This is a genomic window from Streptomyces tirandamycinicus, assembly GCF_003097515.1.
Lineage (GTDB): Bacteria > Actinomycetota > Actinomycetes > Streptomycetales > Streptomycetaceae > Streptomyces > Streptomyces tirandamycinicus.
This window is the reverse complement of record NZ_CP029188.1, coordinates 5,934,663-5,955,685: the sequence shown is the minus strand read 5'-3', so window position 1 is coordinate 5,955,685 and position 21,023 is coordinate 5,934,663. Positions and strand designations below refer to the sequence as shown.

The window sequence follows — 21,023 nt, the reverse complement described above, 5'->3', positions numbered from 1 at the left end:
CGGGGCGCGGTGCCGCGCGGCCTGCCCTGCATTACACTGTGACAGATGACGCCTATTCGTCACAACCATGGGGACGGAGATGCCGTGCTCGACGCGGCACGGGACTGCGTCCTGGCCGTCGGCGTACGCCGGACCACCCTGACCGACGTGGCCCGGCGCGCCGGTGTGTCACGCATGACCCTCTACCGGCGGTGGCCGGACGTGCGGACCCTCGTCGGCGACCTGATGACGCGCGAGTGGATCGCCCTCGCCGTGAGCGCCATCCCGCCGGTCCGGGCGGACGCCACGACCCGGGCGCGGCTGGTCGACGGACTCGTCGGCGGGGTCGCCGCCTTCCGCGCCCACCCCCTGTTCCACAAGATCGTCGACGTCGACCCCGAACTGCTGCTGCCGTACCTGCTCGACCGCCGCGGCGCCAGCCAGGACGCGCTCCTCGGGCTGATCGCCGGCGCCCTGGCGGAGGGCCACGCCGACGGCTCAGTCCGGCGGCTCCACCCCGATCTGCAGGCCAGGTCGCTGCTGCTCGTCGTGCAGTCCTTCGCCATGTCGCTGCGCACGATGACCGAACCGGACGACCCCGCGCTCACCGACGCGGCCTTCCTCGAAGAGCTGCGGATCCTTCTGGAGAGGACCCTCACGCCATGAGCACTCCGCGTCCCGCCTCCTCCCTGAACGCGGCCCGCCGCGCGCGGGAGCTCGCCGCACTCGCCGACGGGGCCGAGGTCGACGTGCTCGTCGTCGGCCTGGGCGCGACGGGCGCGGGAGCGGCCCTCGACGCCGCCTCGCGGGGGCTGTCGGTCGCCGCGATCGACGCCCACGACCTCGCCTTCGGCACCTCCCGGTGGAGCTCCAAGCTCATCCACGGCGGACTGCGCTACCTCGCGAGCGCCCAGCTGGACGTCGCCCACGAGAGCGCCGTCGAACGCGGCATCCTCATGGAGCGCACCGCCCCGCACCTGGTGCGCGCCCAGCCGTTCGTCCTCCCGCTGACACCGCTGGTCCCGCGCGGCCAGGCCGCGCTGGCCTGGGCCGGCTTCCGGGCCGGCGACCTGCTTCGGGTCTCCGCACGCACCTCGCGGACGGCCCTGCCCGCGCCGCGCACCCTGTCCGCGGTGGAGACCCGCCACCTGGCGCCCGCGCTGCGGCCGGCCGGGCTGCGCGGCGGACTGCTGTCCTGGGACGGCCGGCTCAGCGACGACGCCCGGCTGGTGACCGCCGTCGCCCGGACGGCCGCCGCGCACGGCGCCCGGATCCTCACCCGGGTACGCGCGCTCTCCGTCGGCGGCCGGGGCGCGGCGGTACGCGACGAGCGGACCGGCGAGGAACTGCGGATCCGGGCCCGCGCGGTGATCAACGCCACCGGCGTCTGGGCGGGCGGACTCGTCGGCGACGTGCGGCTGCGGCCCTCCCGGGGCACCCATCTGGTGCTCCGCTCCGAGGTGCTCGGCGGTCTCGCGGCCGGCCTGCACATCCCCATCCCCGGCGAGGCCAACCGCTTCGTCCTCGTCCTGCCGCAGGGCGACGGCCGGGTGTACGTGGGCCTCACCGACGAGCCGGTCGACGGCGACGTGCCCGATGTGCCGGAGGTGCCGGAGACGGACATCGGCTTCCTCCTCGACGTCCTCGGCTCCGCGCTCGACGTGCCGGTCGGCCGCGACGACGTGGTCGGCGCCTTCGCCGGGCTGCGCCCGCTGCTGGACACCTCCGGCGACGGCGACCCGGAGCGCACCGCGGACATCTCGCGCCGGCACGCCGTCCTCACCTCGCCCGACGGGGTCGTCACGGTCGTCGGCGGGAAGCTCACCACGTACCGGCGGATGGCGCAGGACGCGGTGGACGCGGCGGTCACGGCACGCGGGCTGCGCGCCGGGCGGTGCCGGACGGCCGCACTGCCGCTGGTCGGCGCCGCCGGTCCTCACGCACTCGCCGCGCTGGACGCGCCCGCGCGGCTGGTCGGCCGCTACGGCTCCGAGGCACCGGCCGTACACGCCCTCGGCGTCGCCGACCCCGCGCTGGCCCGTCCCGTCGTACCCGGCCATCCGGTCACGGGGGCCGAACTGCTGTGGGCCGTACGGCACGAGGGTGCCCTGGACGAGTCCGACCTGCTCGACCGCCGTACCCGGATCGGCCTGGTGCCGTACGACCGGGAGTCCGCGCTGGACGCGGCGCGCGAGGCACTGGCCGCCCGGACCGGCTGACCGGCCGAACCGGATGAACCGGATGGACCGGACGGTCGCGGCGGCCGGGCCCGCACGTCATCGCGACCTCCGGGCGGCGCGCCCGGAGGTCCGGACGCACGGCCGCAGCACCCCGCCCGCGGCGTGCCTCCCGGTGGTGCGCGGGCGGCACGGGTGTCCCGGGGCCGTAGACGGCGCCGGCGTCCCGAGGTCGTAGACGGCGCCGGCACCTCTACATCCTTCGGTGCAGCGCGCGTTCATCATCCGCCACGACGATCGCGGCGGGAACGGCCCGGACGATGGGGACATGACCGAGACCCTCTCCACCCAGGCCGGCTCGTCCGGTGCGCCCGGTGCGTCCGGCACCCCGGGCGGCCGGCTGGCCCTGCTCGACGTGCTCCGCGGCACCGCCGTCCTCGGCACGCTGATGACGAACGTGTGGGTCTTCACCACCCCGGGCGCCGAAGGGGCGATCCTCCGGGGCGCGGGCGGCGCACCGGGGTTCACGTCCCCGTCGGACGGCGCCGAGACCCTGTTCCGGCTCCTCGCGGACGGCAAGTTCCTGTCCATGCTGACGATCCTCTTCGGCGTCGGCCTCGCCATCCAGTTCGACTCCGCCGCCCGGCGCGGGCCGCCCTGGCCGGGCACGTACCGGGGCCGGGCACTGTTCCTCCTCGCCGAGGGCACCGTCCACTTCGTCCTGGTGTTCGCCTGGGACGTCCTCATGGGGTACGCGGTCACGGCCCTGCTCGTCGCCCGGCTGCTGACCCGATCCGACCGGGCCCGCCGCCGGGTGATGTGGTGGGCGGGCGGTCTGCACCTGCTGCTGATGGGCGGGCTGACCGCGGCGCTGGTGGCGTCCGGGGAGCAGGGCGGCGCGGGGACCGGGGGGAACGTCCCCCGCCGGGTCGTCGAGCTGTACGCGCACGGCGGCTACCCGGACCAGATCGCGTTCCGTCTGGAGAACGCCGTTGCGCTGAGGCTGGAACCGGTGCTGTCGTTCGGGCTCCTGGTCTTCCTGTTCCTGCTCGGGGTGCGCCTCTACCGGGCGGGGGCGTTCGGCGCGGGCACCGCCGGCCGCCGCAGCCGTGCCCGGATGCTCCGCTGGGGGCTGGGCCTGGGCGTACCGCTGACCGCGCTCTCCGTCCTCGCCGGACCGGACGGCTTCCTGCTCGGACGCTACTGCGCCGCCCCGCTGGTGGCCGTCGGCTACATCGGCCTGATCGGCGCCGCCGTGGACCGGGTCCGCCGCGAGGGATGGTTCACGAAGGGGCTCACCTCGGTCGGGCGGACGGCCCTGTCCGCCTATGTGCTGCAGAACGTGCTGTGCGTGCTCGTCTCGTACGGCATCGGCCTCGGCCTCGCGGAACGACTCGGCGAGTCCGGGCGGCCGTGGTGGGTCATGGCGCTGTGGGCGGCGGTGTGCGCCGTGCTGATGGGGGGCTCCGCACTGTGGCTGCGGCGGTTCCCCAGGGGCCCGCTGGAGTCCGTGCAGAGCCGGGTCCTGCGACGCTGAGTGCGCGCCCGGCCGAGGCGGCGCGGGACGCACCGGTGCCGTGGGGTCCGGTGCGTCCCGCGGGGGCGGTTGCCGTGGCCGCCTGCCGGGTGGGGCGGGTCAGCCGCCGAGTTCGCGGTGGCGGGCCGCCAGCTCCGCCGCGCCCCGCTCGGTGAACGAGCCGAAGAGACGCAGCCGGGAGAAGCCCCCGTCCGGGAAGATGTCGATGCGGACGTGCGTGCCGACCGCCGGGGTGTCCAGCACGAAACGGTGGTTGGTGTCCGGCTGCAGACGGGTGCGCGGCAGGAACTCGGCCCACTCGCCGTCCTCGCCCGTCCTGACGGACAGCGCGGCCCAGCCCGCGGCGTTGCCCTTGAGGTACGCGGTGTCGATCTCGACGGCGCGGATCTCGGAGTCGGCGGCCAGCCGGTACCGGATCCAGTCGTTGCCCCGGTCACGGCGGCGCGCGGTCTCCCAGCCGTCGTCCATCTTGCGGGAGCGGCCCGGGCTGATGGTGTTGACCGGCGGCGAGTAGAAGCGGTTGGAGGCGTCCTCCACGGCGCCGCCGTTCTCCAGCGCCACGACGTCGACGGTGCCGAGCGCGGCGAGCCACTTCGGGTCGGGGACGACCTCCCCGTACACGCGCAGCCGTGCGATGCCGCCGTCGGGGTGCTGGTTGACGCGCAGATGGGTGAAGCGCTGCTCGGCGGTGACCTCGAAGCCGTTGGCGGCGTGGCCGGCCACCGGGGTGCGCGGTACGAGCGTCGTCCACTTCACGTTCCCGGAGAGGAGTTCCTCCGGGGTCGGGGCGCCATGGGCCCCTTCCCAGGCGGTTCCCTCGACGGACACGGCCTGCGGCATATTGCCGCGGAAGTGCGCGGTGTCGACGACGATGCCGCGGATCACGCCCGGCGCGCCGAGCCGGACCAGCGCCCAGTCGTGGTCGTCGGCCGTGGGCCAGGGCTGCTCGGCCGAGGCACCGCGGCGGCGCCGCGTCTCCCAGCCGTCCATGATCTTGCCCTTGTGGCCGAAGTGCTCGGGGTCGAACTCGGCGGGCTCGGGCACCAGCAGGTTCTCCCGCTGGGCGAAGAACTCGTCGTTCGCGGCGATCACACCCGCGCCGAGCCGGCGGTCGGCGAGGTTCGCGAGACCGGTGAACGGGAAGTCCGCGGTGCGGTAGTCGGCGTACGGGTCGCCGCCCCCGTACGGGTTCGCGTTGCCGGTGAAGGACGGTATCGCCACGATGTCAGTCGTTCCTTTCGAGCAGCCGGCCGGTGGGCTCGGCGACGGTGCCGTTCTCCACGATCCGCGTGCCGCGCAGCCATGTCGACTTGACGACACCGTGCAGGGTCTTGCCCGCGTAGGCGGTGACCTGGTTGCGGTGGTGGAGTTCGGCGGGGTCGACGGTGAAGGTCTCGTCGGGGGCCAGGACGGCGAAGTCGGCGTCGCGCCCGCCCTCGATGGCCCCCTTCCGGGTGAGGCCGGCGAGTTCCGCGGGGGCCGAGGACATCCAGCGGACGACGTCCTCCAGGGTGTGTCCGCGCCTGCGGGCCTCCGTCCAGATCGCCGGCAGGCCGAGCTGGAGCGAGGAGATCCCGCCCCAGGCGGAGGCGAAGTCGGGGGTCTTCAGATCGCCGGTGCAGGGTGAGTGGTCGGAGACGACGCAGTCGATCGTGCCGTCGGCGAGCCCCTGCCAGAGCACGTCCTGGTTGGCCGCCTCGCGGATCGGCGGGCAGCACTTGAACTCGGTCGCGCCGTCGGGGACTTCCTCGGCGGTGAGGGTGAGGAAGTGCGGGCAGGACTCGACGGTGACGCGTACGCCCTCGGCCCTGGCCTCGGCGATCAGCGGCAGTGCGTCGCCGGAGGAGAGGTGCAGCACGTGCACCCGTGCGTCCAGGCGCCGGGCCTGGGCGATGAGGTTCGCGATCGCGGTGTTCTCGGCGTCGCGGGGGCGGGAGGCGAGGAAGTCGACGTACCGGGGACCCGGCCGCTGCGGCGCGGCGGCCAGGTGGTGCGGGTCCTCGGCGTGGACGATCAGCAGTCCGCCGAAGCCGGCGATCTCCGCGAGGGATCCGGCGAGCTGCTCCTGGTCGAGTTCCGGGAACTCCTCGACGCCCGACGGCGACAGGAAGCACTTGAAGCCGAAGACGCCGGCGTCGTGCAGTGGGCGCAGGTCCTTGACGTTGCCGGGGACGGCGCCGCCCCAGAACCCGGTGTCCACATGCGCCTTGGGCCGTGCCACGTCCTGCTTGACGCGCAGGTTGCCGACCGTGGTCGTGGGCGGGAGGGAGTTCAGCGGCATGTCCAGCAGGGTGGTGATGCCGCCGGCGGCGGCCGCGCGGGTGGCGGTCCAGAAGCCCTCCCACTCGGTGCGGCCCGGATCGTTGACGTGCACATGCGTGTCGACGAGACCGGGCAGGACGGCGTGGTCACCGACGTCCTCGAGCCGGGCCCCGGCGGGCACGTCGGCGTCGTGCGGGAGCACCGCCGCGATCCGCCCGGCGGCAACGGCGATCGACGCGGGGCGTGTGCCGTCGGGCGTGACGACGCGTGTCGAGCGCAGCACCAGGTTCACGTCCGTGACGTGCGTATCGGACACCCTGCCCCTCACTTCCGTACCGCGGTACTTCCGCACAGTGAAATTCAACGAACTGTTGAAGAAGTCTTCCCCTCCGCCCCCGCCCAGTCAAGACCTTGCGGGCCCGCTCCCGATCAGGTCGGCGACCATCGGAGATTTTCACCAAGTGGAACTATGCTTTCGACAAGCAGAACTCGACTGTGCACCGAGGCGCCGTCGCGGGACCTTCGGAGATGACCGGCCGCACACCGGCACAGACGCCCTGACCGGCCCCGACGGCTCCCGCACGAGCGGTGTGCGCCCCGGCACCGCCGGGTAGGCTGCTGCCTTGCCCGCCTGCCTGAAAGGACCGTTGACGTGCCGACGTCCAGCGCCAGCACCACCGACGCCGCCAAGCCCGCCGCCAACAGCGGCGGCGTGCAGTCCCTCGAGCGGGCCTTCGACCTGCTCGAGCGGATGGCCGACGCCGGGGGCGAGGTCGGGCTGAGCGAGCTCTCCGCGAGCAGCGGGCTCCCCCTGCCCACGATCCACCGGCTCATGCGCACCCTGGTGGCCTGCGGCTACGTCCGCCAGCAGCCGAACCGGCGCTACGCCCTCGGCCCCCGGCTGATCCGTCTCGGCGAGAGCGCCTCCCGGCTGCTCGGCACCTGGGCCCGCCCGTACCTCGCCCGCCTGGTCGAGGAGACCGGCGAGACGGCGAACATGGCGCTGCTCGACGGCGACGAGATCGTCTATGTGGCGCAGGTGCCGTCCAAGCACTCGATGCGGATGTTCACCGAGGTCGGCCGCCGGGTGCTGCCGCACTCCACCGGCGTGGGCAAGGCGCTCCTCGCCCACTTCCCGCCGGACGAGGTACGGGCGCTGCTGGCCCGCACCGGCATGCCCGCCGCGACGGAGAAGACCATCACCACGCCCGAGGGCTTCCTCGCGGCGCTGGAGCAGGTCCGCGGCACGGGCTACGCCGTCGACGACAACGAGCAGGAGATCGGGGTGCGCTGCCTCGCCGTCCCGGTGCCCGACTCCCCCACCGCCGCGGCGATCTCCATCTCGGGACCGGCGGGCCGTGTGACGGAGGCCGCGACGGAGAAGATCGTGCCGGTCCTGCGGACGGTGGCGAAGGAACTCTCGGAGGCACTGGCGAGCACCTCGGCTCCCCGGGAGTAACCGCCGGACTCGCCGTGCTGCCCGGCTCACGCCCTGCGCCGCGCCACCACCATCGCGCAGCGCGGGGTGCCGTCGGGGCGCCGCCCGAGGCCTTCGAGCGGGGTCGACTCCACGTCGAATCCGGTCCGTCGAAGCTCGGCGAGCACCTCGCCGAGGGGGAACGTGCGGTAGTACATCACGAAATCGGGCCGCCACACCCGGTTGCGGACGCGCATCACCGCGTCGAAGCCGAGCATCGACCAGTACGGCAGGGTGCCGAAGCGCGGCGGTGCGCCGACGGGGAACGCGAAGACCCCGCCGGGGCGGAGTGCGGAATGCACCTGGGCGAAGAGTCCGGGGCGTTCCCGCGGCAGGAAGTGCCCGAAGGCGCCGAAGCTCACCGCCAGGTCGAACACCGGGCGGAAGGGCAGGGCGCGGGCGTCGGCGCGGACCAGGACCGCCGCGGGGTGGGCGCGCCGGGCCTCGCGGAGCATCCCGGCGCTGAAGTCGACTCCGACGACCCGCTCCTGGCAGAGTGCGCGCAGCACTCGCCCGCCGGCGCCCGTGCCGCAGCAGACGTCCAGCCCGTCACGGAAGGGCCCCAGCGGTCGCAGCGCGTCCGCCGTCTCGTCGAGGATGCGGTCCGGGGTGCGGAACGGCGTCAGGTCGAACTTGGGCGCGAGCAGGTCGTACCCGCGCTCGACCGACGACAGCGCCTGTACGGCGAGTTCGCGGAGGGTGGGGCCCCGGGAGGTGAACATCGGCTCCCAGCGTACGGGACCGCCCTCGGTCGGCGCGGGGCCGGAACGGGACCGGAACCGGGCTGCAGCGGGGCCGACCTGCGGAACGCCGCGGGCCTGGGTCGGGGCCGTAGCGGGGCCGACCGGCGGAACGCCGCGGGCCGGCTCCCGGGCGGTGCGTGCTCTCAGTTCTTCGACTCGCCGAACAGCTCCACCGCGTGCCGCACGTTCGCCAGTCCGGCCGCCAGGGCGCTGACCGAGCCGACCGCTCCGGCGATCAGCAGCAGCGACCGGCGGAGCCGCCGGACCTCGGGCACACCGCTGAGCGCCATCGCGTCCATCGCCGCCAGTTCGTCCTCCGCTATTCCGCGGTCCGCGAACTCGGCCGGGTGGCCGGCGAGTTCGCGCCGGAGCCGGGAGACGGCGGCACGCAGCTCCGTCACTCTCGGGTCCTCGCCGCTCTGCGTCTCCCGCGTCTGCCCCACGCTCCGCAACAAAGGTCTCCCCCTCGCACGTCGTTGTGCTGCCCGGTGAACGACCCGCCGGACGGTGGTCGAACGCCTGGGGTCGCGGGCCAGTTAACGCCATTCCGTAGGCGTTCCGCCACTCCGTGGTACGAAATTCAGCTCGACGTGTCTGCTACCGGCGCTCCCCGCGCCGCCCGGCGCACGGTGTGAACGGTGCCGCTGCGGCTTCCCGGCCCGTTCAGCTGCGTTCCGGCCGGTTCCGGCACGATCCGGCACGATCCGGTGCGATCCGGTGCGATCCGCTCGCCGGGACGGCGGAGCCGAGGAGACGAGTGGGATCCGGGGGATGCGGGGGATGCGGGGGATGCGGGGGAAACGGGGGAAACGGGGGAAACGGGGGATGCCGGGGAAACGGGGCATACGGAGGCCGGCGGAATCCGCCCCGCACACCGCGTCCCGGCACGGGCCGGGTGAGTACGGGGCCGGGACGCGCGGCGCGCCGGTGCGGGGCACGGACGGTTCGTCGCGCCGCGGTGCCGCCCGATGAGGTAAGCAGGGAGCATGGCTCACACATCAGACAAACCGCAGGTCGCAGGGCTGGTGCTGGCGGCAGGCGGCGGTCGCCGGCTGGGCGGCCGCCCGAAGGCGCTGCTGGAGCACCGCGGGCGGCCCCTGGTGGAGAACGCCGTGCGGGTGCTGCGGGCGGGCGGCTGCCGGTCCGTGCACGTCGTCCTGGGGGCGGCGGCGGACGAGGTGCTGCGGCGGGCCGACCTGGCGGGCTGCGTCGTGTCCGTGAACCCGGACTGGGAAGAGGGGATGGGCTCCTCGTTGCGGACCGGGCTGAGGTCGCTGGCCACCGCGGGCGGAGTCCAGGACGCGGCCCTGGTGTCACTGGTGGACCAGCCCGGCATCGGGGCCGCGGCCGTGGCCAGGATCGTGGCGGCGTGCGACTCGCCCTCCGCGCTGGTGTCGGCGGCGTACGACGGCCGCCGGGGGCATCCGGTGCTGATCGGCGCCCGGCGCTGGGAGGCGGTGGCCGAGCGCGCCTCGGGCGACCGCGGCGCACGGGACTACCTGGCGGAGCACGAGAGCGAGATCATGCTGGTCGAGTGCGGTGACGTGGCCGAGGCGTACGACATCGACACACCGGAGGATCTGGCCCACCTCGAGTGAGCCGGACGAGCCCATGCTCCCATCACCCGGTCTCCCGTCGCGCCGTCTCGTCCCCCACCCCCGCCACACCGCCCCATCCCTCGCCGTGCCGCGTCGCGACCTCGCCGTGTCGCGTCGCGTGAGGGCCCTGGCACCGAGCGCCACGATATGTCGAGGGGAAGAATCTCGACGTCAACAAACCTTGTACTTCCACCATGCGATAACTAGTATCCACTGATCAGAAGCACCCAACCGACCCATGGCGCCCTCGGCAGCACTCCCGAAGGCCCGGCACCGAGTGCCACTTCACTGTGCGCCGACCGCCGCCCGTACCGCCCGTGCAGCTCGCTGAAGGAAGTGACAGCTCATGTCCGCACCAGCGCCGTCGCCGCTGGCCATCGTCGAAGCCGAACCACTGCCCCGGCAGGAGGAGGTGCTGACCGACGCGGCGCTCGCCTTCGTGGCGGAGCTGCACCGCAGGTTCACCCCCCGACGTGACGAGCTCCTGGCCCGCCGCACCGAACGCCGCGCCGAGATCGCCCGTACCGGCACCCTCGACTTCCTCCCGGAGACCGCACGGATCCGCGAGGACGAGGAATGGAGGGTAGCCCCGGCCCCGGCCGCGCTCGACGACCGCCGCGTCGAGATCACCGGCCCGACCGACCGCAAGATGACCGTCAACGCCCTCAACTCGGGCGCGAAGGTCTGGCTCGCCGACTTCGAGGACGCGTCGGCACCCACCTGGGAGAACGTGGTCCTCGGCCAGCTCAACCTCATCGACGCCTATGAGCGCCGTATCGACTTCACGGACCCGCGCACGGGCAAGTCGTACGCGCTGAGGCCCGCCGAGGAGCTCGCCACCGTCGTGATGCGCCCCCGCGGCTGGCACCTGGACGAGCGTCATCTCCTGGTCGACGGCCGCCCGGTGCCCGGTGCGCTGGTCGACTTCGGCTTGTACTTCTTCCACAACGCCCGGCGGCTCATCGACCTCGGCAAGGGCCCGTACTTCTACCTCCCGAAGACGGAGTCGCACCTGGAGGCCCGGCTCTGGAACGACGTCTTCGTCTTCGCCCAGGACCACGTCGGCATCCCGCAGGGCACCGTCCGCGCCACCGTCCTGATCGAGACGATCACGGCCGCCTACGAGATGGAGGAGATCCTCTACGAGCTCCGCGACCACGCCGCGGGCCTCAACGCCGGCCGCTGGGACTACCTGTTCTCTATCGTCAAGAACTTCCGTGACGGCGGGGCCAAGTTCGTCCTGCCGGACCGCAACGCGGTGACGATGACCGCGCCGTTCATGCGCGCGTACACCGAACTGCTGGTCCGTACGTGCCACAGGCGCGGAGCGCACGCCATCGGCGGCATGGCGGCCTTCATCCCGTCCCGCAGGGACGCCGAGGTCAACAAGGTCGCCTTCGAGAAGGTGAAGGCCGACAAGGACCGCGAGGCCGGGGACGGCTTCGACGGCTCCTGGGTCGCCCACCCCGACCTGGTGCCCATCGCCATGGCCTCCTTCGACGCGGTGCTGGGCGACAAGCCCAACCAGAAGGACCGCCTGCGCGAGGACGTGCACGTCACGGCCGCCGAGCTGATCGACATCGCGTCGCTCGACGCGCACCCCACGTACCAGGGCCTGCGCAACGCCGTGCAGGTCGGCATCCGCTACATCGAGGCCTGGCTGCGGGGCCTCGGCGCGGTCGCGATCTTCAACCTGATGGAGGACGCGGCCACGGCGGAGATCTCCCGCTCGCAGATCTGGCAGTGGATCAACGCGGGCGTGGTCTTCGAGAACGGCGAGACGGCGACTCCCGAACTGGCCCGCAGGGTGGCCGCGGAGGAGCTGGCGGCGATCCGGGAAGAGATCGGCGAGGAGGCGTTCGCGGCGGGTCGCTGGCAGCAGGCGCACGACCTGCTGCTGCACGTCTCGCTCGACGCCGACTACGCGGACTTCCTGACCCTGCCCGCGTACGAGCAGCTGGTCGGCTGACCGCCCGCCGTGACGGCCCGTCACCCTCGGCACCGCACAGCGCCGGGGGCGGCGGGCCGTCGTCGTCGGCGTCGGCAACGGCACGGCGAGGCGCCCGGCCGAACGGCCACCACCTGCCGGACAATTCCGCTGTGCTCCCTTCCCCCTCCGCCCCGGTCCCGGGACAGGTGACCGGGCCCTTTCGCGTACTCGTCGTCTGCACGGGCAATCTGCACCGCTCGCCTCTGGCCGAACGCCTGCTGAGAGCCAGGCTCGCCGGCTCACCGGGAGCGTTCGAGGTGAGCAGCGCCGGCACCGCCGGTGCCACCGGCATCCCGATGGACCCCGTCGCCGCGTCGCTCCTGGCCGAACTCGGCGGCGATCCCCGTGGCGCGCTCGCCCGCCGGCTGACCGCGGCCCTCGTGGAGGACTCGGACCTCGTCCTGGGCGCGGCGGCGGAACACCGGGAAGCGGCCGTACGGCTCTCCCCTGTGTGGGCGCTGCGGCGCGCCTTCACCCTGCGGGAGTTCGCCAGGCTGCTGAGGGCGGAGGACGCCGAGGGCGTCACGGACCCCGCCGGGCGGGCAGCGGCGCTGGTCGAGGGCGCCGCGGCGCGGCGCGGGAACACGGGCCGGGCCGACGACGACGATGTGGCCGACCCGCACGGCGCGCCGCTGGAGACGGCGCGGGAGGTGGCCCTGCGGATCGCCGAGCCGGTGGAACGCATCTCCGCGGCCGTGCTGGCCGCCGCCCGCTGAGCAGCCCCCGGGCCGCCGAGGGGCCCGGCTCCCCGCCGGTTGACGGGACCGGTGGTTCAGCCGTCGCACGGGCCGGGCGGCCGCGCCGTGAACCGCAGGGGCTGCACCAGCCGCTGGTGCAGCAGCAGCGGCGGGCGGTCCGAGGGCCGCTCCAGGAGTTCCAGTACGAGGGTGCGGGTGGCGCCCCGGGGCAGCTCCATGTCGACCGTATAGACGGGATGGCCGCGTTCGGTCATCTGGTTCAGCATGGCCGGCCGGCCGTCCACCGTGGCCCTCGCCAGCCGGGCTCCCTCCGTCGCGTAGTAGGAGACCAGCAGGCGGTTGTCGCCGGGCCGGGTCCGGTAGGGCGGGCGGTCCACCCGCTGGGTGACGTAGGCGGGAAGGCCGGAGCCGGGCGCCCGGTTCGTCAGGGACGCGGTCACGGTCACCTCCCGTCCGGCCGCCGTGCACCGTCCGGCTCTCCAGTCCATGCGGCGGTCCAGGTAGAAGTCGAGTTTGGTGCCCGCGGCGTTGTTGACGACCAGTCCGGCGAACGGGGCGGGCCCGTCGGGCAGGACGCCGCCGAAGGGGTGCGATGCCAGCTCGCGCTGCTCGGACGGATGGGCGCTCCACACCTTGACCCGTCCTTCGCGCAGTTGGCCGCGCAGCGCCGCGAACAGCGCGGAGCGTCGCGCCGGGTCGCCGGCGCCGTCCAGGAGGACCTCGGACGTGGCGCGGGCGACGTCGAGGAAGAACGCCTTGCGCTCGGCGGTGTCGGGGAAGGCCGCGTAGCTGGTGCGCTCGGTCAGGTCCACCACGTTGGCGGCGGTGACGGAGGTTCCGTCCGGGAGCTTCGCCGGGCCGGCGGCGGTGAGCAGCCCTGCCAGCGCTCCGGGGTCCAGGGCGAAGGCGCCGTCCAGCCGCTGGCCGCTGTGCGCCCGCCACATGGCGCTCCAGATGCGCGCCGCGTGCGGGAAGTGCGGGCTGACGTTGGAGTTGACCCAGACGCCGGTGGGAGCGTGGCGGCCGTGCATCGCGGTGTACTCGGCGCCCAGGTCGACGGACGCCCGGACCTTCGCCAACTCGCCGTCGTTGCCGAAGCGTTCGAACCCCAGACGGCCCCGGTCCGCGGTGAGGATCGCGAACGCGCCGGGCAGCCCGCCGGTGCCGCGCGCCTCCGCCGTGTTCTCGAAGACCACCAGGTACCGTCGCGGGCCCCGCTCGCCGAGCATGGACGGCATCAGCCGTGCCGCGACCGCGGCCTCGGCCGTGGCGGGGACGACGAGGTCGAGCTGTCCGGCGAGCAGGGCCCGGGCCCGGTCGGCGGCGGGCAGCCAGGTGCCGCGGGGCAGGGCGGCCACGTCGGCGCGCACCTCGGAGGCGTGGCGCGATGCCGCGTGGAGGGCGGGGGCGGCACGGCGCAGCGCGGACAGGTCGAGATGGCCGCCGTCCGCTCCGGCGCCGGCGACGAGTTCGCCGGCCGTGTCCGCCAGGGGTGAGAGCACGTCGCGGGTCAGCCGGTCGGCGGCCTCCGCGGCACCCCGTACGGTACGGACGGGGTCACCGAGGACGGGCAGGTGCGCGGCGGTGTACCAGGCCGGACCGGTGGTGAGCCGGTGCGCTTCGGCCGCGCGGGCGGCCGCATCGCGCACCGCGTCCGCCGGGGTGCGTGTCCCGGGTGCGGCCGCCGGCCCTCCCGGGGCGGCCCGGTGGCGCAGCGACTCCAGGGTCCGCTGGGCGGCCTGCAGTTCGTGGCGGGCGAGCAGGCCGGTGACGGCGATCCAGGCGGCACCGGCCAGGGCCAGCCCCGTGACGGCGCACCAGGCCGCCAGGACGGGCCGGCGGCGGCACCAGCGCACCGCCCGGTCCGCGATGCTCGGCGCGAGACCTCGTTCCGGACGCGGCATCCGCGTCTCCCTTCCGTCGGGCGGTGGTGGGGCCACGCGTTGTCAGTAGGCGCCGTCGCCGCGCGCGACGGCGGGCAGCGTGCGCAGCAGGATGGCCAGGTCCTTGCGGATCGACCAGGAGCGCACGTACTCCAGGTCCAGTCGGAGCGCCTCCTCCCAGCCGAGGTCGGACCGTCCGCCGATCTGCCACAGCCCGGTGAGTCCGGGCCGGACCAGCAGGCGGCGGCGGGCGTCCTCGCCGAAGTCGGAGTCCCGGACGGGCAGCGGCCGCGGGCCGACCAGCGACATCCGGCCCGTCAGCACATGCACCAGTTGCGGCAGTTCGTCCAGGGACCAGCGGCGCAGCCAGCGGCCGGTCGTGGTGATCCGGGGGTCTTCGCGCATCTTGAACAGATGCCCGTCGGACTCGTTGCGGGTGCCGAGTGCGTCTCGCATCCGTTCCGCCCCGACGTGCATGGTGCGCAGTTTCAGCATGTCGAACTCCCGGCCGTAGCGACCCGTGCGCCTCTGCCGGAACAGGACCGGTCCCGGGGAGTCCGCCTTCACCGCCACGGCCGCCAGCAGGAGGAGCGGCGCGAGCAGCAGGAGCAGCGCGGCGGCGCCGACCAGGTCGATGGTCCGCTTGACGGCCGCTCGTCCGGGCTTCGGCCGTCCGGGCGAATCGGGGGCGTGAGCGGCCGTCACTGCGACGGGGGAAGCCGCCCCGCCCTCCTCTTCAACTGAACGAGGGAAAGTTGCCCATCGCGGAGGCATATTCGCTCACCTAACGTCTCGAATAGTCCATAACCGACCAATAGATGCAAACACGATGTCGGGGCAGGCCTCGGCAATGACACATCACCTTGCCGCAGTCGACCCGCGACGTGGCCGTCGAGAGGACCTTCATGCGTGCTGTAGTGACGGGTGGGGCCGGGTTCATCGGATCCCATCTGTGCGAGCGCCTGCTCGCCGCAGACCACTCCGTGCTGTGCGTGGACAACCTCGTGACGTCCAGCGAGGACACCGTCGCCCATCTGATGGACCACCCGCGCTTCCGGTTCGAGTACCGGGACGTCACCGAGGGCCTCGGCGTGAGCGGCCCGGTGGACGCCGTGTTCCACCTGGCCTCGCCCGCCTCTCCCCCGGACTACCTGAGGCTGCCGCTGGAGACGCTGCGCGTGGGGTCGGCCGGCACCTGGCACGCACTCGACCTGGCCGCCGACAAGGGCGCCCGCTTCCTGCTGACCTCCACCTCGGAGTCCTACGGAGACCCCCAGGTGCACCCGCAGCCGGAGAGCTACTGGGGGCACGTCAACCCGGTGGGCCCCCGCTCGGTCTACGACGAGGCGAAGCGTTTCGGCGAAGCACTGACGATGGCCTACCGCAGGGAACGCGGTGTCGACGCCAAGATCGTGCGCATCTTCAACACCTTCGGGCCCAGGATGCGCCCGGACGACGGCCGGGCGATCCCCACCTTCATCCGCCAGGCCCTGCGGGGAGAGCCGATCACGGTCACCGGGGACGGCAGCCAGACCAGGTCGCTGTGCTACGTCGACGACCTGGTCGACGGGCTGGTGCGGATGATCGGGAGCAGCCACGGCGGCCCGGTCAACCTCGGCAACCCCCACGAGATCACGATGCTCGAACTGGCCCAGTGGATCAGCAAGCTCACCGAGTCCCCCTCCGAGATCGTGCTGGTCCCCCGGCCGCAGGACGATCCCGAGAAGCGCCGTCCGAGCATCACGCTGGCCCGGCAACTGCTGGACTGGAACCCCACGACACCGGTGGAGCACGGCCTCCGGGAGACCATCAAGGACTTCCGCCGCCGGGTGGACCTCGACGACCTCGGCACCACGCCCCGGCGGCATCCCGTCACCGTGCTGAACGGCACAGCCCGCCGATGACGGCGGTCGGCGATCGGACGGCGAACGGCCCGGGGGCCGTTCCCGTCGTCTCGTGTCTCGGCGTGCCCGTCGCGGCACACACCCCCGAAAGCGCGGCCCGCCGGGTGGTGCACCGCGCCCTGCACGTCCGGGAGGCCCGCGAGGCGCACCGGACGGGGGACGCGGTCGGCCCGGCCGTCACCCCCGAGGGGAGCGACGTGCACCTGTGCAACGCCTACACGCTCGCTCTCGGCGACCGGGATCCGGAACTGCTCGGTACCCTCCGCTCGGCGTTCCTCAACCTCGCCGACGGACAGCCGGTGGTCTGGGCGAACCGGTTCCTCCACCGGGGCACCGCGCTGCCCCGCGGGCGCGTCTACGGCCCGGACCTCATGCTGGACGTCTTCTCGATGAGCCAGGGCACGGGACTGCGTCACTACCTGCTGGGCTCCACGCCGGATGTCCTGGCCGCGTTGCAGCGCGAACTGCGGCGGCGCTTCCCCCGGGCCGTGCTCGCCGGGTCCTGTTCTCCGCCGTTCAGGTCGCTGACCGCCCGTGAGCTGCGGGACCAGGAGGAGGACATCCGCGCCCGCGAGGCCGACATCGTCTGGGTGGGCCTCGGTACGCCCCTGCAGGACCACCGCGCGGCCGAGCTCGGCGCCGCGCTGCCCGTGGTGACCGTGGCGGTGGGCGCCGCGTTCGACTTCATCGCGGGCAGCAAGCGGCAGGCGCCGCACTGGATGCGCCGCGGGGGGCTGGAGTGGCTGTTCCGGCTGGGCTGCGAGCCGCGGCGGCTGTGGCGGCGCTACCTGTTCGGCAACGCCCGGTTCGTCAAGGGTGTCGTCCGGCAGGCGGCGCTGCGGACGGCTCCGGGCAGAGCCGTGGCGCCGGTGCGGCCGCCGGCCATCGGGGCGGCGGACGCCGAGGTGCGGGAGAAGGCGCGGTGACCGCCCCGGCCGGCACGTCCGCGCACCACGCGGGCCCCGCGCAGCAGTCCCCCCGGCCCGGCGTGGGGGCGCTGCGGATCGTCCTGGCCTCGTACGCGTGCGACCCGAGCCGCGGCACGGAGCCGGGCATGGGGTGGGCCTGGGCCGAGGCAATGGCGCGGCGCGGGCACACGGTCGAGCTGCTGACCCGCCCTCACGGCGACAACACCCGGCACATCGTGCGGCGCATCGAGGCCCTCGGACCGGTGGGCCGGCGGATCAGGCCCCATGTCGTGCCCGTCCCGCCCCGCCCCTGGTGGATCCGCCTGCTGCCCAGCTTCCTGCGCGGCCAGGCCCTGGAGTTCGCCCGCTACGACGGATGGCAGCGCCGCGCCCCTGAGCATGCACGGCGCCACGGGCTCGGCGGCGCCGATGTGGTGCACCGCGTCTCCTACGGCTCGCTGGTGGGCGGCAGCGCGCTGCGCCGGCTGGGACCGCCGCTGGTGTTCGGCCCCGTGGGCGGCGGGCAGACCGCCCCGCGCAGCCACCGGCGCTGGATGGGCCCGGCGTACTTTCAGGAGGTGGTGCGGGAGTTGCTGTGGGTGCGCGGCATGAGCCTGCGGCCCGCGTGCCGCGCCACACTCCGCGGCGCCGCTGAGGTGCTGACCACCAATCAGGACACCGCCCGGCGGGCTCGCCGCCTGGGCCGCACCGATCCCCGGATGGTTCTGAGCGACGGCGTGCCCGACGAACTGCTGAAAGAACCCCCGTGGCAGGCCCCTGCGCGGCCGGGACGCCCGCCGGCGGTCCTGTGGGTCGGCCGGTTCACCGCCATCAAGGCCCCCCAGTTGGCGCTGCGCGCTTCGCGCTGCTGCTGGACGAGATTCCCGGCGCCCGCCTGGAGGTGCTCGGGGACGGCCCGCTGCGCAACGAACTGGAGCGGCTGGCCGGGCGGCTGGGGGTGAGCGGGTCGGTGTGCTTCAGGGGCCGGCTGCCGTGGCCGCAGACCCTCGGCGCCTACGACGAGGCGGACGTGCTGCTCTTCACCAGCCTGCGCGACTCCTTCGGGGTGCAGAACCTGGAGGCCTGGGCCCGCGGTGTGCCGGTGGTGCACCTCGACCACCAGGGGGTCCGGGGACTTCTCCGCACCGGGCTGCGCGACTGCGGTACCGCTGGGCGATGCGGCGGACCTGCCGCAGCGCCTGGCCCGCGCGCTCGGCGCGGTGCTCACCGACCATCAGGCCCGCCACCGGAGGGCGGAGGCCGGGCTGCGGTGGGCACGACAGCACACCTGGTCACAGAAGCCAAGCTCGCTGAGCAGTTGTACGAGACCGTGGTGAACCGCCGCTGATCCTCGTCCGCTCGCGGCCGGTCTTCTTCCCCTGGACCCGCCCGCCCACCGCAACCGGAAAGAGCAGCAGAACTCATGGACGACACGATGATCGAGGCACCCCTTCTCCACCAGGGCATTCCGCCGAGGAACCCAGCGGCCTACCGCGTGGCGCTGGTGCACAGCTTCTACTCCTCCCGCCGGCCCAGCGGAGAGAACGCCGCCGTGCTCGACCAGGCGGAGGCGCTGCGCGGTGCCGGGCACGACGTCACCCTGGTCGCCGCCCACACCGACACGCTGGAGACCGAACGCGGCTACGCCCTGCGTGCGGCGGTCCAGGTCGCCACCGGCCGCGGCCGGTCCCCGCTGGCCCAGCTGCGCCGGCTCGGCCCCGATGTGGTGCATGTGCACAATCTGTTCCCCAACTTCGCCACCGACTGGCTGAACCGCTGGCCCGGCGCCCTGGTCGCCACGCTCCACAACTACCGGCCGGCGTGCGCGTCCGCGACGCTCTTCCGCGAGGGGACGATGTGCACCGCCTGCCCCGACGGCGACCGCTGGGCGGGGCTGCGGCACGGGTGCTACCGGGGCGGCCGCAGCGCCACACTGCCCCTGGCCTGGGCCGGCCGGCGCGGCGCTGCGGCCCATCCCCTTCTGCGCCGCGCCCAACGGCTGGTGACGCTGTCCGAACGCAGCCGGGACCTGTACCTGCGGTTCGGCGTGCCGCCGGAAAAACTCGCCCTGGTCCCCAACTTCGTCCACGCCGGAAGCCCGGCCTGCCCCGAGGACTCCACCACGGTGACACCGGAAACCGCCGCGCGGTGGGTGTACGTCGGGCGGCTGAGCGAGGAGAAGGGCATCCTGCCGCTGCTGAGGAGCTGGCCGGAGGGCGAACCCCTCGACGTGATCGGCTCCGGACCACTGGAGCCGGCCTGCCGGCACAGCGCGACCGGCACAGTGAGGCTGCTCGGCACCCTCTCGCGCCAGGAGATCGCCGCCCGGCTGCCGCGCTACACCGGTCTGGTCTTCCCCAGCATCTGCCCCGAGGGCGCCCCCCTCGTGTGCCAGGAGGCGCTGGCCGCAGGAGTTCCCGTGCTCGCCCTCGCGGGATCGGCGGCGGCGGACAGTGTGCGCAGGGACGGTACGGGGGCGGTCTACGGCGACGCCGGCGACCTGCCGCAGGCCCTGGCGACGGCACGCGAGCGCTTCCCGGCGCTGCGTGAGCACTGCCGCCGGATGCACGCCGAACGGTACAGCGCACGGTCCTGGACGGCCGGCATCCAAGCCGTGTACGCCCAGGCCATGGCACAGGCCGCGGGCCGGCCGGCGGCTCCCCTGGAGCCGGCGTGCTGAGCGCTCAGAGCGCCCGGCGCCGCGTGGTCGTGGTGCAGCCGTATATCGCCGACTACCGCACGTCCTTCTTCGACCACCTGCAGGCGCGCCTGGCCCGCGAGCGCGTGGATCTCGAGGTGCTGCACGGGCCCGCGCCCGCGCACCAGGCCGTCGGCAAGGACGCCGCGTCCTGCGCCTGCGCGACTCAGGTCCCCACCCGCCTCCTGCACGCGCCCGGCGGACGGTCCCTGCTCTGGCGCCGGGTGCAGCACCGGGCGGCCTGTGCCGACCTCGTCGTGCTGGAGCAGGCGCTGCAGAACCTGGAGGCATACCCCCTGCTACTGCGGCAGCCGAGGCGACGGACGGCCAAGGGGGCCCCCACGGTGGCCTTCTGGGGCCATGGCCGGACCTACACCAAACCGCCGAGGCGTCTCGAGGAGGCCCTGAAGGGCGCGCTGACCCGGCGGGGTTCCTGGTTCTTCGCCTACACCGACGGCGGCGCGGCACACGTCGCCTCCCGGGGATTCCCCCGCGACCGGATCACCGTGGTACGCAACTCCGTCGACACCACACAGCTCGTGGCCGCGCGCGCCCGGGCAGTGCGGCCGGGGACGGCGGAGTTCACCGAGACCGCGCAGTTGCGCAAGCGGTACGGCCTGGCCGAAGGACGCACCGCCTTGTTCCTGGGCGTGCTGGACGCGCCCAAGCGGATCCCGTTCCTGCTGGACTGTGCCGACCGCATCGCCGCCGAACTCCCGGGCTTCAGGCTCCTGGTGGCGGGCGACGGCGCCGACAGGCACCTGGTCGACGCCGCCGCCTCCCGGCCCGGCAGCCCGGTGATCGCCATCGGCCACACGAGCGGGCCGAGCGCCGCGCCGCTCGGGGCGGTCAGCGACATCATGCTGATGCCGGGCCGGGTCGGGCTCTGCGCGGTGGACTCCTTCGCCCTGCGCACCCCCGTCGTCACCACAAGCTGGCCCTGGCACGCCCCCGAGTTCGAGTACCTGGCCGACGGCCGCAACGCGCTGGTCACACCGGACGACCCCGCCGCCTACGCCGGCGCCGTGACCGCGCTGCTGCACGACCGGGCACGGCTTCAGGCCCTGCGCACGGCCTGCCAGGACGACGCCTCGGCGTACACGTCGCAGGGGATGGCGGCGCGTTTTTGCGACGGGCTGCTGCAGGCGATGGAATGAGACCAGAGGGAG

Annotated in this window: 19 protein-coding genes; 13 read left to right on the top strand and 6 right to left on the bottom strand. The window is 73.9% G+C overall.

Translation table 11 applies throughout. The features are described 5' to 3' along the window. Positions 1–45 precede the first annotated feature (45 nt). The 3 genes from DDW44_RS25980 (at position 46) to DDW44_RS25970 (ending at position 3,693) form a co-directional block, all read left to right on the top strand. Positions 46–645, top strand: coding sequence for a TetR/AcrR family transcriptional regulator (locus DDW44_RS25980; protein ID WP_078509128.1), 600 nt, complete (start codon positions 46–48; stop codon positions 643–645). After that, positions 642–2,198 (top strand): glycerol-3-phosphate dehydrogenase/oxidase, encoded by a 1,557-nt coding sequence (locus DDW44_RS25975; RefSeq protein ID WP_108907953.1) that lies wholly within the window; start codon positions 642–644, stop codon positions 2,196–2,198. Before DDW44_RS25980 ends, DDW44_RS25975 begins: the two co-directional genes overlap by 4 nt. A 223-nt stretch (positions 2,199–2,421) precedes the next feature. Further along, positions 2,422–3,693, top strand: coding sequence for a DUF418 domain-containing protein (locus DDW44_RS25970; protein WP_108907952.1), 1,272 nt, complete (start codon positions 2,422–2,424; stop codon positions 3,691–3,693). A 99-nt stretch (positions 3,694–3,792) separates the two neighbouring features. On the opposite strand, the gene alc is transcribed toward DDW44_RS25970, so the two are convergent. Beyond that, positions 3,793–4,917, bottom strand: a complete 1,125-nt coding sequence (alc, locus tag DDW44_RS25965) for an allantoicase (RefSeq protein ID WP_108908951.1) — start codon at positions 4,915–4,917, stop codon at positions 3,793–3,795. A gap of 1 nt (position 4,918) precedes the next feature. Then, on the bottom strand, positions 4,919–6,271 hold the full coding sequence (gene allB, locus DDW44_RS25960; protein ID WP_108907951.1) for an allantoinase AllB: 1,353 nt from the start codon (positions 6,269–6,271) through the stop codon (positions 4,919–4,921). 336 nt (positions 6,272–6,607) lie between these two features. On the opposite strand from allB, the gene DDW44_RS25955 reads away from it, so the two are divergent. Beyond that, on the top strand, positions 6,608–7,414 hold the full coding sequence (locus DDW44_RS25955; RefSeq protein WP_017944467.1) for an IclR family transcriptional regulator: 807 nt from the start codon (positions 6,608–6,610) through the stop codon (positions 7,412–7,414). Positions 7,415–7,440: 26 nt separating this feature from the next. Here DDW44_RS25955 and DDW44_RS25950 read toward each other — a convergent pair whose 3' ends face one another. Together DDW44_RS25950 and DDW44_RS25945 are read right to left on the bottom strand one after the other, a co-directional pair. Continuing rightward, positions 7,441–8,154 carry a class I SAM-dependent DNA methyltransferase gene (locus DDW44_RS25950; protein ID WP_018888785.1) on the bottom strand — a complete coding sequence of 238 codons (714 nt, stop codon included), beginning with the start codon at positions 8,152–8,154 and terminating at the stop codon, positions 7,441–7,443. 164 nt (positions 8,155–8,318) lie between these two features. After that, the gene (locus tag DDW44_RS25945; RefSeq protein WP_026281481.1) at positions 8,319–8,630 is read right to left on the bottom strand and encodes a DUF5955 family protein; all 312 of its coding nucleotides are present in this window, start codon (positions 8,628–8,630) and stop codon (positions 8,319–8,321) included. Between the two features lie 531 nt (positions 8,631–9,161). Between DDW44_RS25945 and DDW44_RS25935 the strand changes: the two genes are divergently transcribed. From DDW44_RS25935 to DDW44_RS25925, 3 genes are all read left to right on the top strand, one after another. Continuing rightward, the gene (locus DDW44_RS25935; RefSeq protein WP_206307297.1) at positions 9,162–9,773 is read left to right on the top strand and encodes a nucleotidyltransferase family protein; all 612 of its coding nucleotides are present in this window, start codon (positions 9,162–9,164) and stop codon (positions 9,771–9,773) included. 346 nt (positions 9,774–10,119) lie between these two features. Further along, on the top strand, positions 10,120–11,742 hold the full coding sequence (aceB, locus tag DDW44_RS25930; protein WP_018888782.1) for a malate synthase A: 1,623 nt from the start codon (positions 10,120–10,122) through the stop codon (positions 11,740–11,742). Positions 11,743–11,873: 131 nt separating this feature from the next. Beyond that, entirely contained in the window at positions 11,874–12,479 is a 606-nt protein-coding gene (locus DDW44_RS25925; RefSeq protein WP_244224114.1) for an arsenate reductase/protein-tyrosine-phosphatase family protein, read from the top strand. A gap of 56 nt (positions 12,480–12,535) precedes the next feature. Here DDW44_RS25925 and DDW44_RS25920 read toward each other — a convergent pair whose 3' ends face one another. Together DDW44_RS25920 and DDW44_RS25915 are read right to left on the bottom strand one after the other, a co-directional pair. Continuing rightward, complete coding sequence (locus DDW44_RS25920; protein ID WP_108907948.1) at positions 12,536–14,365, bottom strand: DUF4012 domain-containing protein; 1,830 nt, start codon at positions 14,363–14,365, stop codon at positions 12,536–12,538. Between the two features lie 42 nt (positions 14,366–14,407). After that, positions 14,408–15,049, bottom strand: a complete 642-nt coding sequence (locus tag DDW44_RS25915; RefSeq protein WP_108907947.1) for a sugar transferase — start codon at positions 15,047–15,049, stop codon at positions 14,408–14,410. A gap of 200 nt (positions 15,050–15,249) precedes the next feature. Here DDW44_RS25915 and DDW44_RS25910 point away from each other — a divergent pair, with 200 nt between their 5' ends. The 6 genes from DDW44_RS25910 to DDW44_RS25885 all read left to right on the top strand — a co-directional run bounded on the left by DDW44_RS25910 (position 15,250) and on the right by DDW44_RS25885 (position 21,011). Further along, positions 15,250–16,248: a UDP-glucuronic acid decarboxylase family protein gene (locus tag DDW44_RS25910; protein WP_244224239.1), complete on the top strand. Its 999-nt coding sequence runs from the start codon at positions 15,250–15,252 to the stop codon at positions 16,246–16,248. Positions 16,249–16,310: 62 nt separating this feature from the next. Beyond that, entirely contained in the window at positions 16,311–17,174 is an 864-nt protein-coding gene (locus DDW44_RS25905; protein WP_240800554.1) for a WecB/TagA/CpsF family glycosyltransferase, read from the top strand. Next, positions 17,171–18,118 (top strand): glycosyltransferase, encoded by a 948-nt coding sequence (locus tag DDW44_RS25900; protein WP_108907945.1) that lies wholly within the window; start codon positions 17,171–17,173, stop codon positions 18,116–18,118. Before DDW44_RS25905 ends, DDW44_RS25900 begins: the two co-directional genes overlap by 4 nt. Further along, positions 18,022–18,504, top strand: coding sequence for a glycosyltransferase (locus DDW44_RS25895; RefSeq protein ID WP_244224238.1), 483 nt, complete (start codon positions 18,022–18,024; stop codon positions 18,502–18,504). The genes DDW44_RS25900 and DDW44_RS25895 overlap by 97 nt, the downstream gene beginning before the upstream one ends. A gap of 75 nt (positions 18,505–18,579) precedes the next feature. Beyond that, positions 18,580–19,836, top strand: a complete 1,257-nt coding sequence (locus DDW44_RS25890; protein WP_108907943.1) for a glycosyltransferase family 4 protein — start codon at positions 18,580–18,582, stop codon at positions 19,834–19,836. Then, positions 19,830–21,011, top strand: a complete 1,182-nt coding sequence (locus tag DDW44_RS25885; RefSeq protein ID WP_244224113.1) for a glycosyltransferase family 4 protein — start codon at positions 19,830–19,832, stop codon at positions 21,009–21,011. The genes DDW44_RS25890 and DDW44_RS25885 overlap by 7 nt, the downstream gene beginning before the upstream one ends. The last annotated feature ends 12 nt before the right edge of the window (positions 21,012–21,023 follow it).

What these genes read in the sequence shown, in the direction of transcription:
- DDW44_RS25980 (WP_078509128.1), top strand. Translation starts at nt 46, where the DNA reads ATGACGCCTATTCGTCACAACCATGGGGACGGAGATGCCGTGCTCGAC.
- DDW44_RS25975 (WP_108907953.1), top strand. Translation starts at nt 642, where the DNA reads ATGAGCACTCCGCGTCCCGCCTCCTCCCTGAACGCGGCCCGCCGCGCG.
- DDW44_RS25950 (WP_018888785.1), bottom strand. Translation starts at nt 8,154, where the DNA reads ATGTTCACCTCCCGGGGCCCCACCCTCCGCGAACTCGCCGTACAGGCG.
- DDW44_RS25935 (WP_206307297.1), top strand. Translation starts at nt 9,162, where the DNA reads ATGGCTCACACATCAGACAAACCGCAGGTCGCAGGGCTGGTGCTGGCG.
- aceB (WP_018888782.1), top strand. Translation starts at nt 10,120, where the DNA reads ATGTCCGCACCAGCGCCGTCGCCGCTGGCCATCGTCGAAGCCGAACCA.
- DDW44_RS25920 (WP_108907948.1), bottom strand. Translation starts at nt 14,365, where the DNA reads ATGCCGCGTCCGGAACGAGGTCTCGCGCCGAGCATCGCGGACCGGGCG.
- DDW44_RS25910 (WP_244224239.1), top strand. Translation starts at nt 15,250, where the DNA reads ATGCGTGCTGTAGTGACGGGTGGGGCCGGGTTCATCGGATCCCATCTG.
- DDW44_RS25890 (WP_108907943.1), top strand. Translation starts at nt 18,580, where the DNA reads ATGGACGACACGATGATCGAGGCACCCCTTCTCCACCAGGGCATTCCG.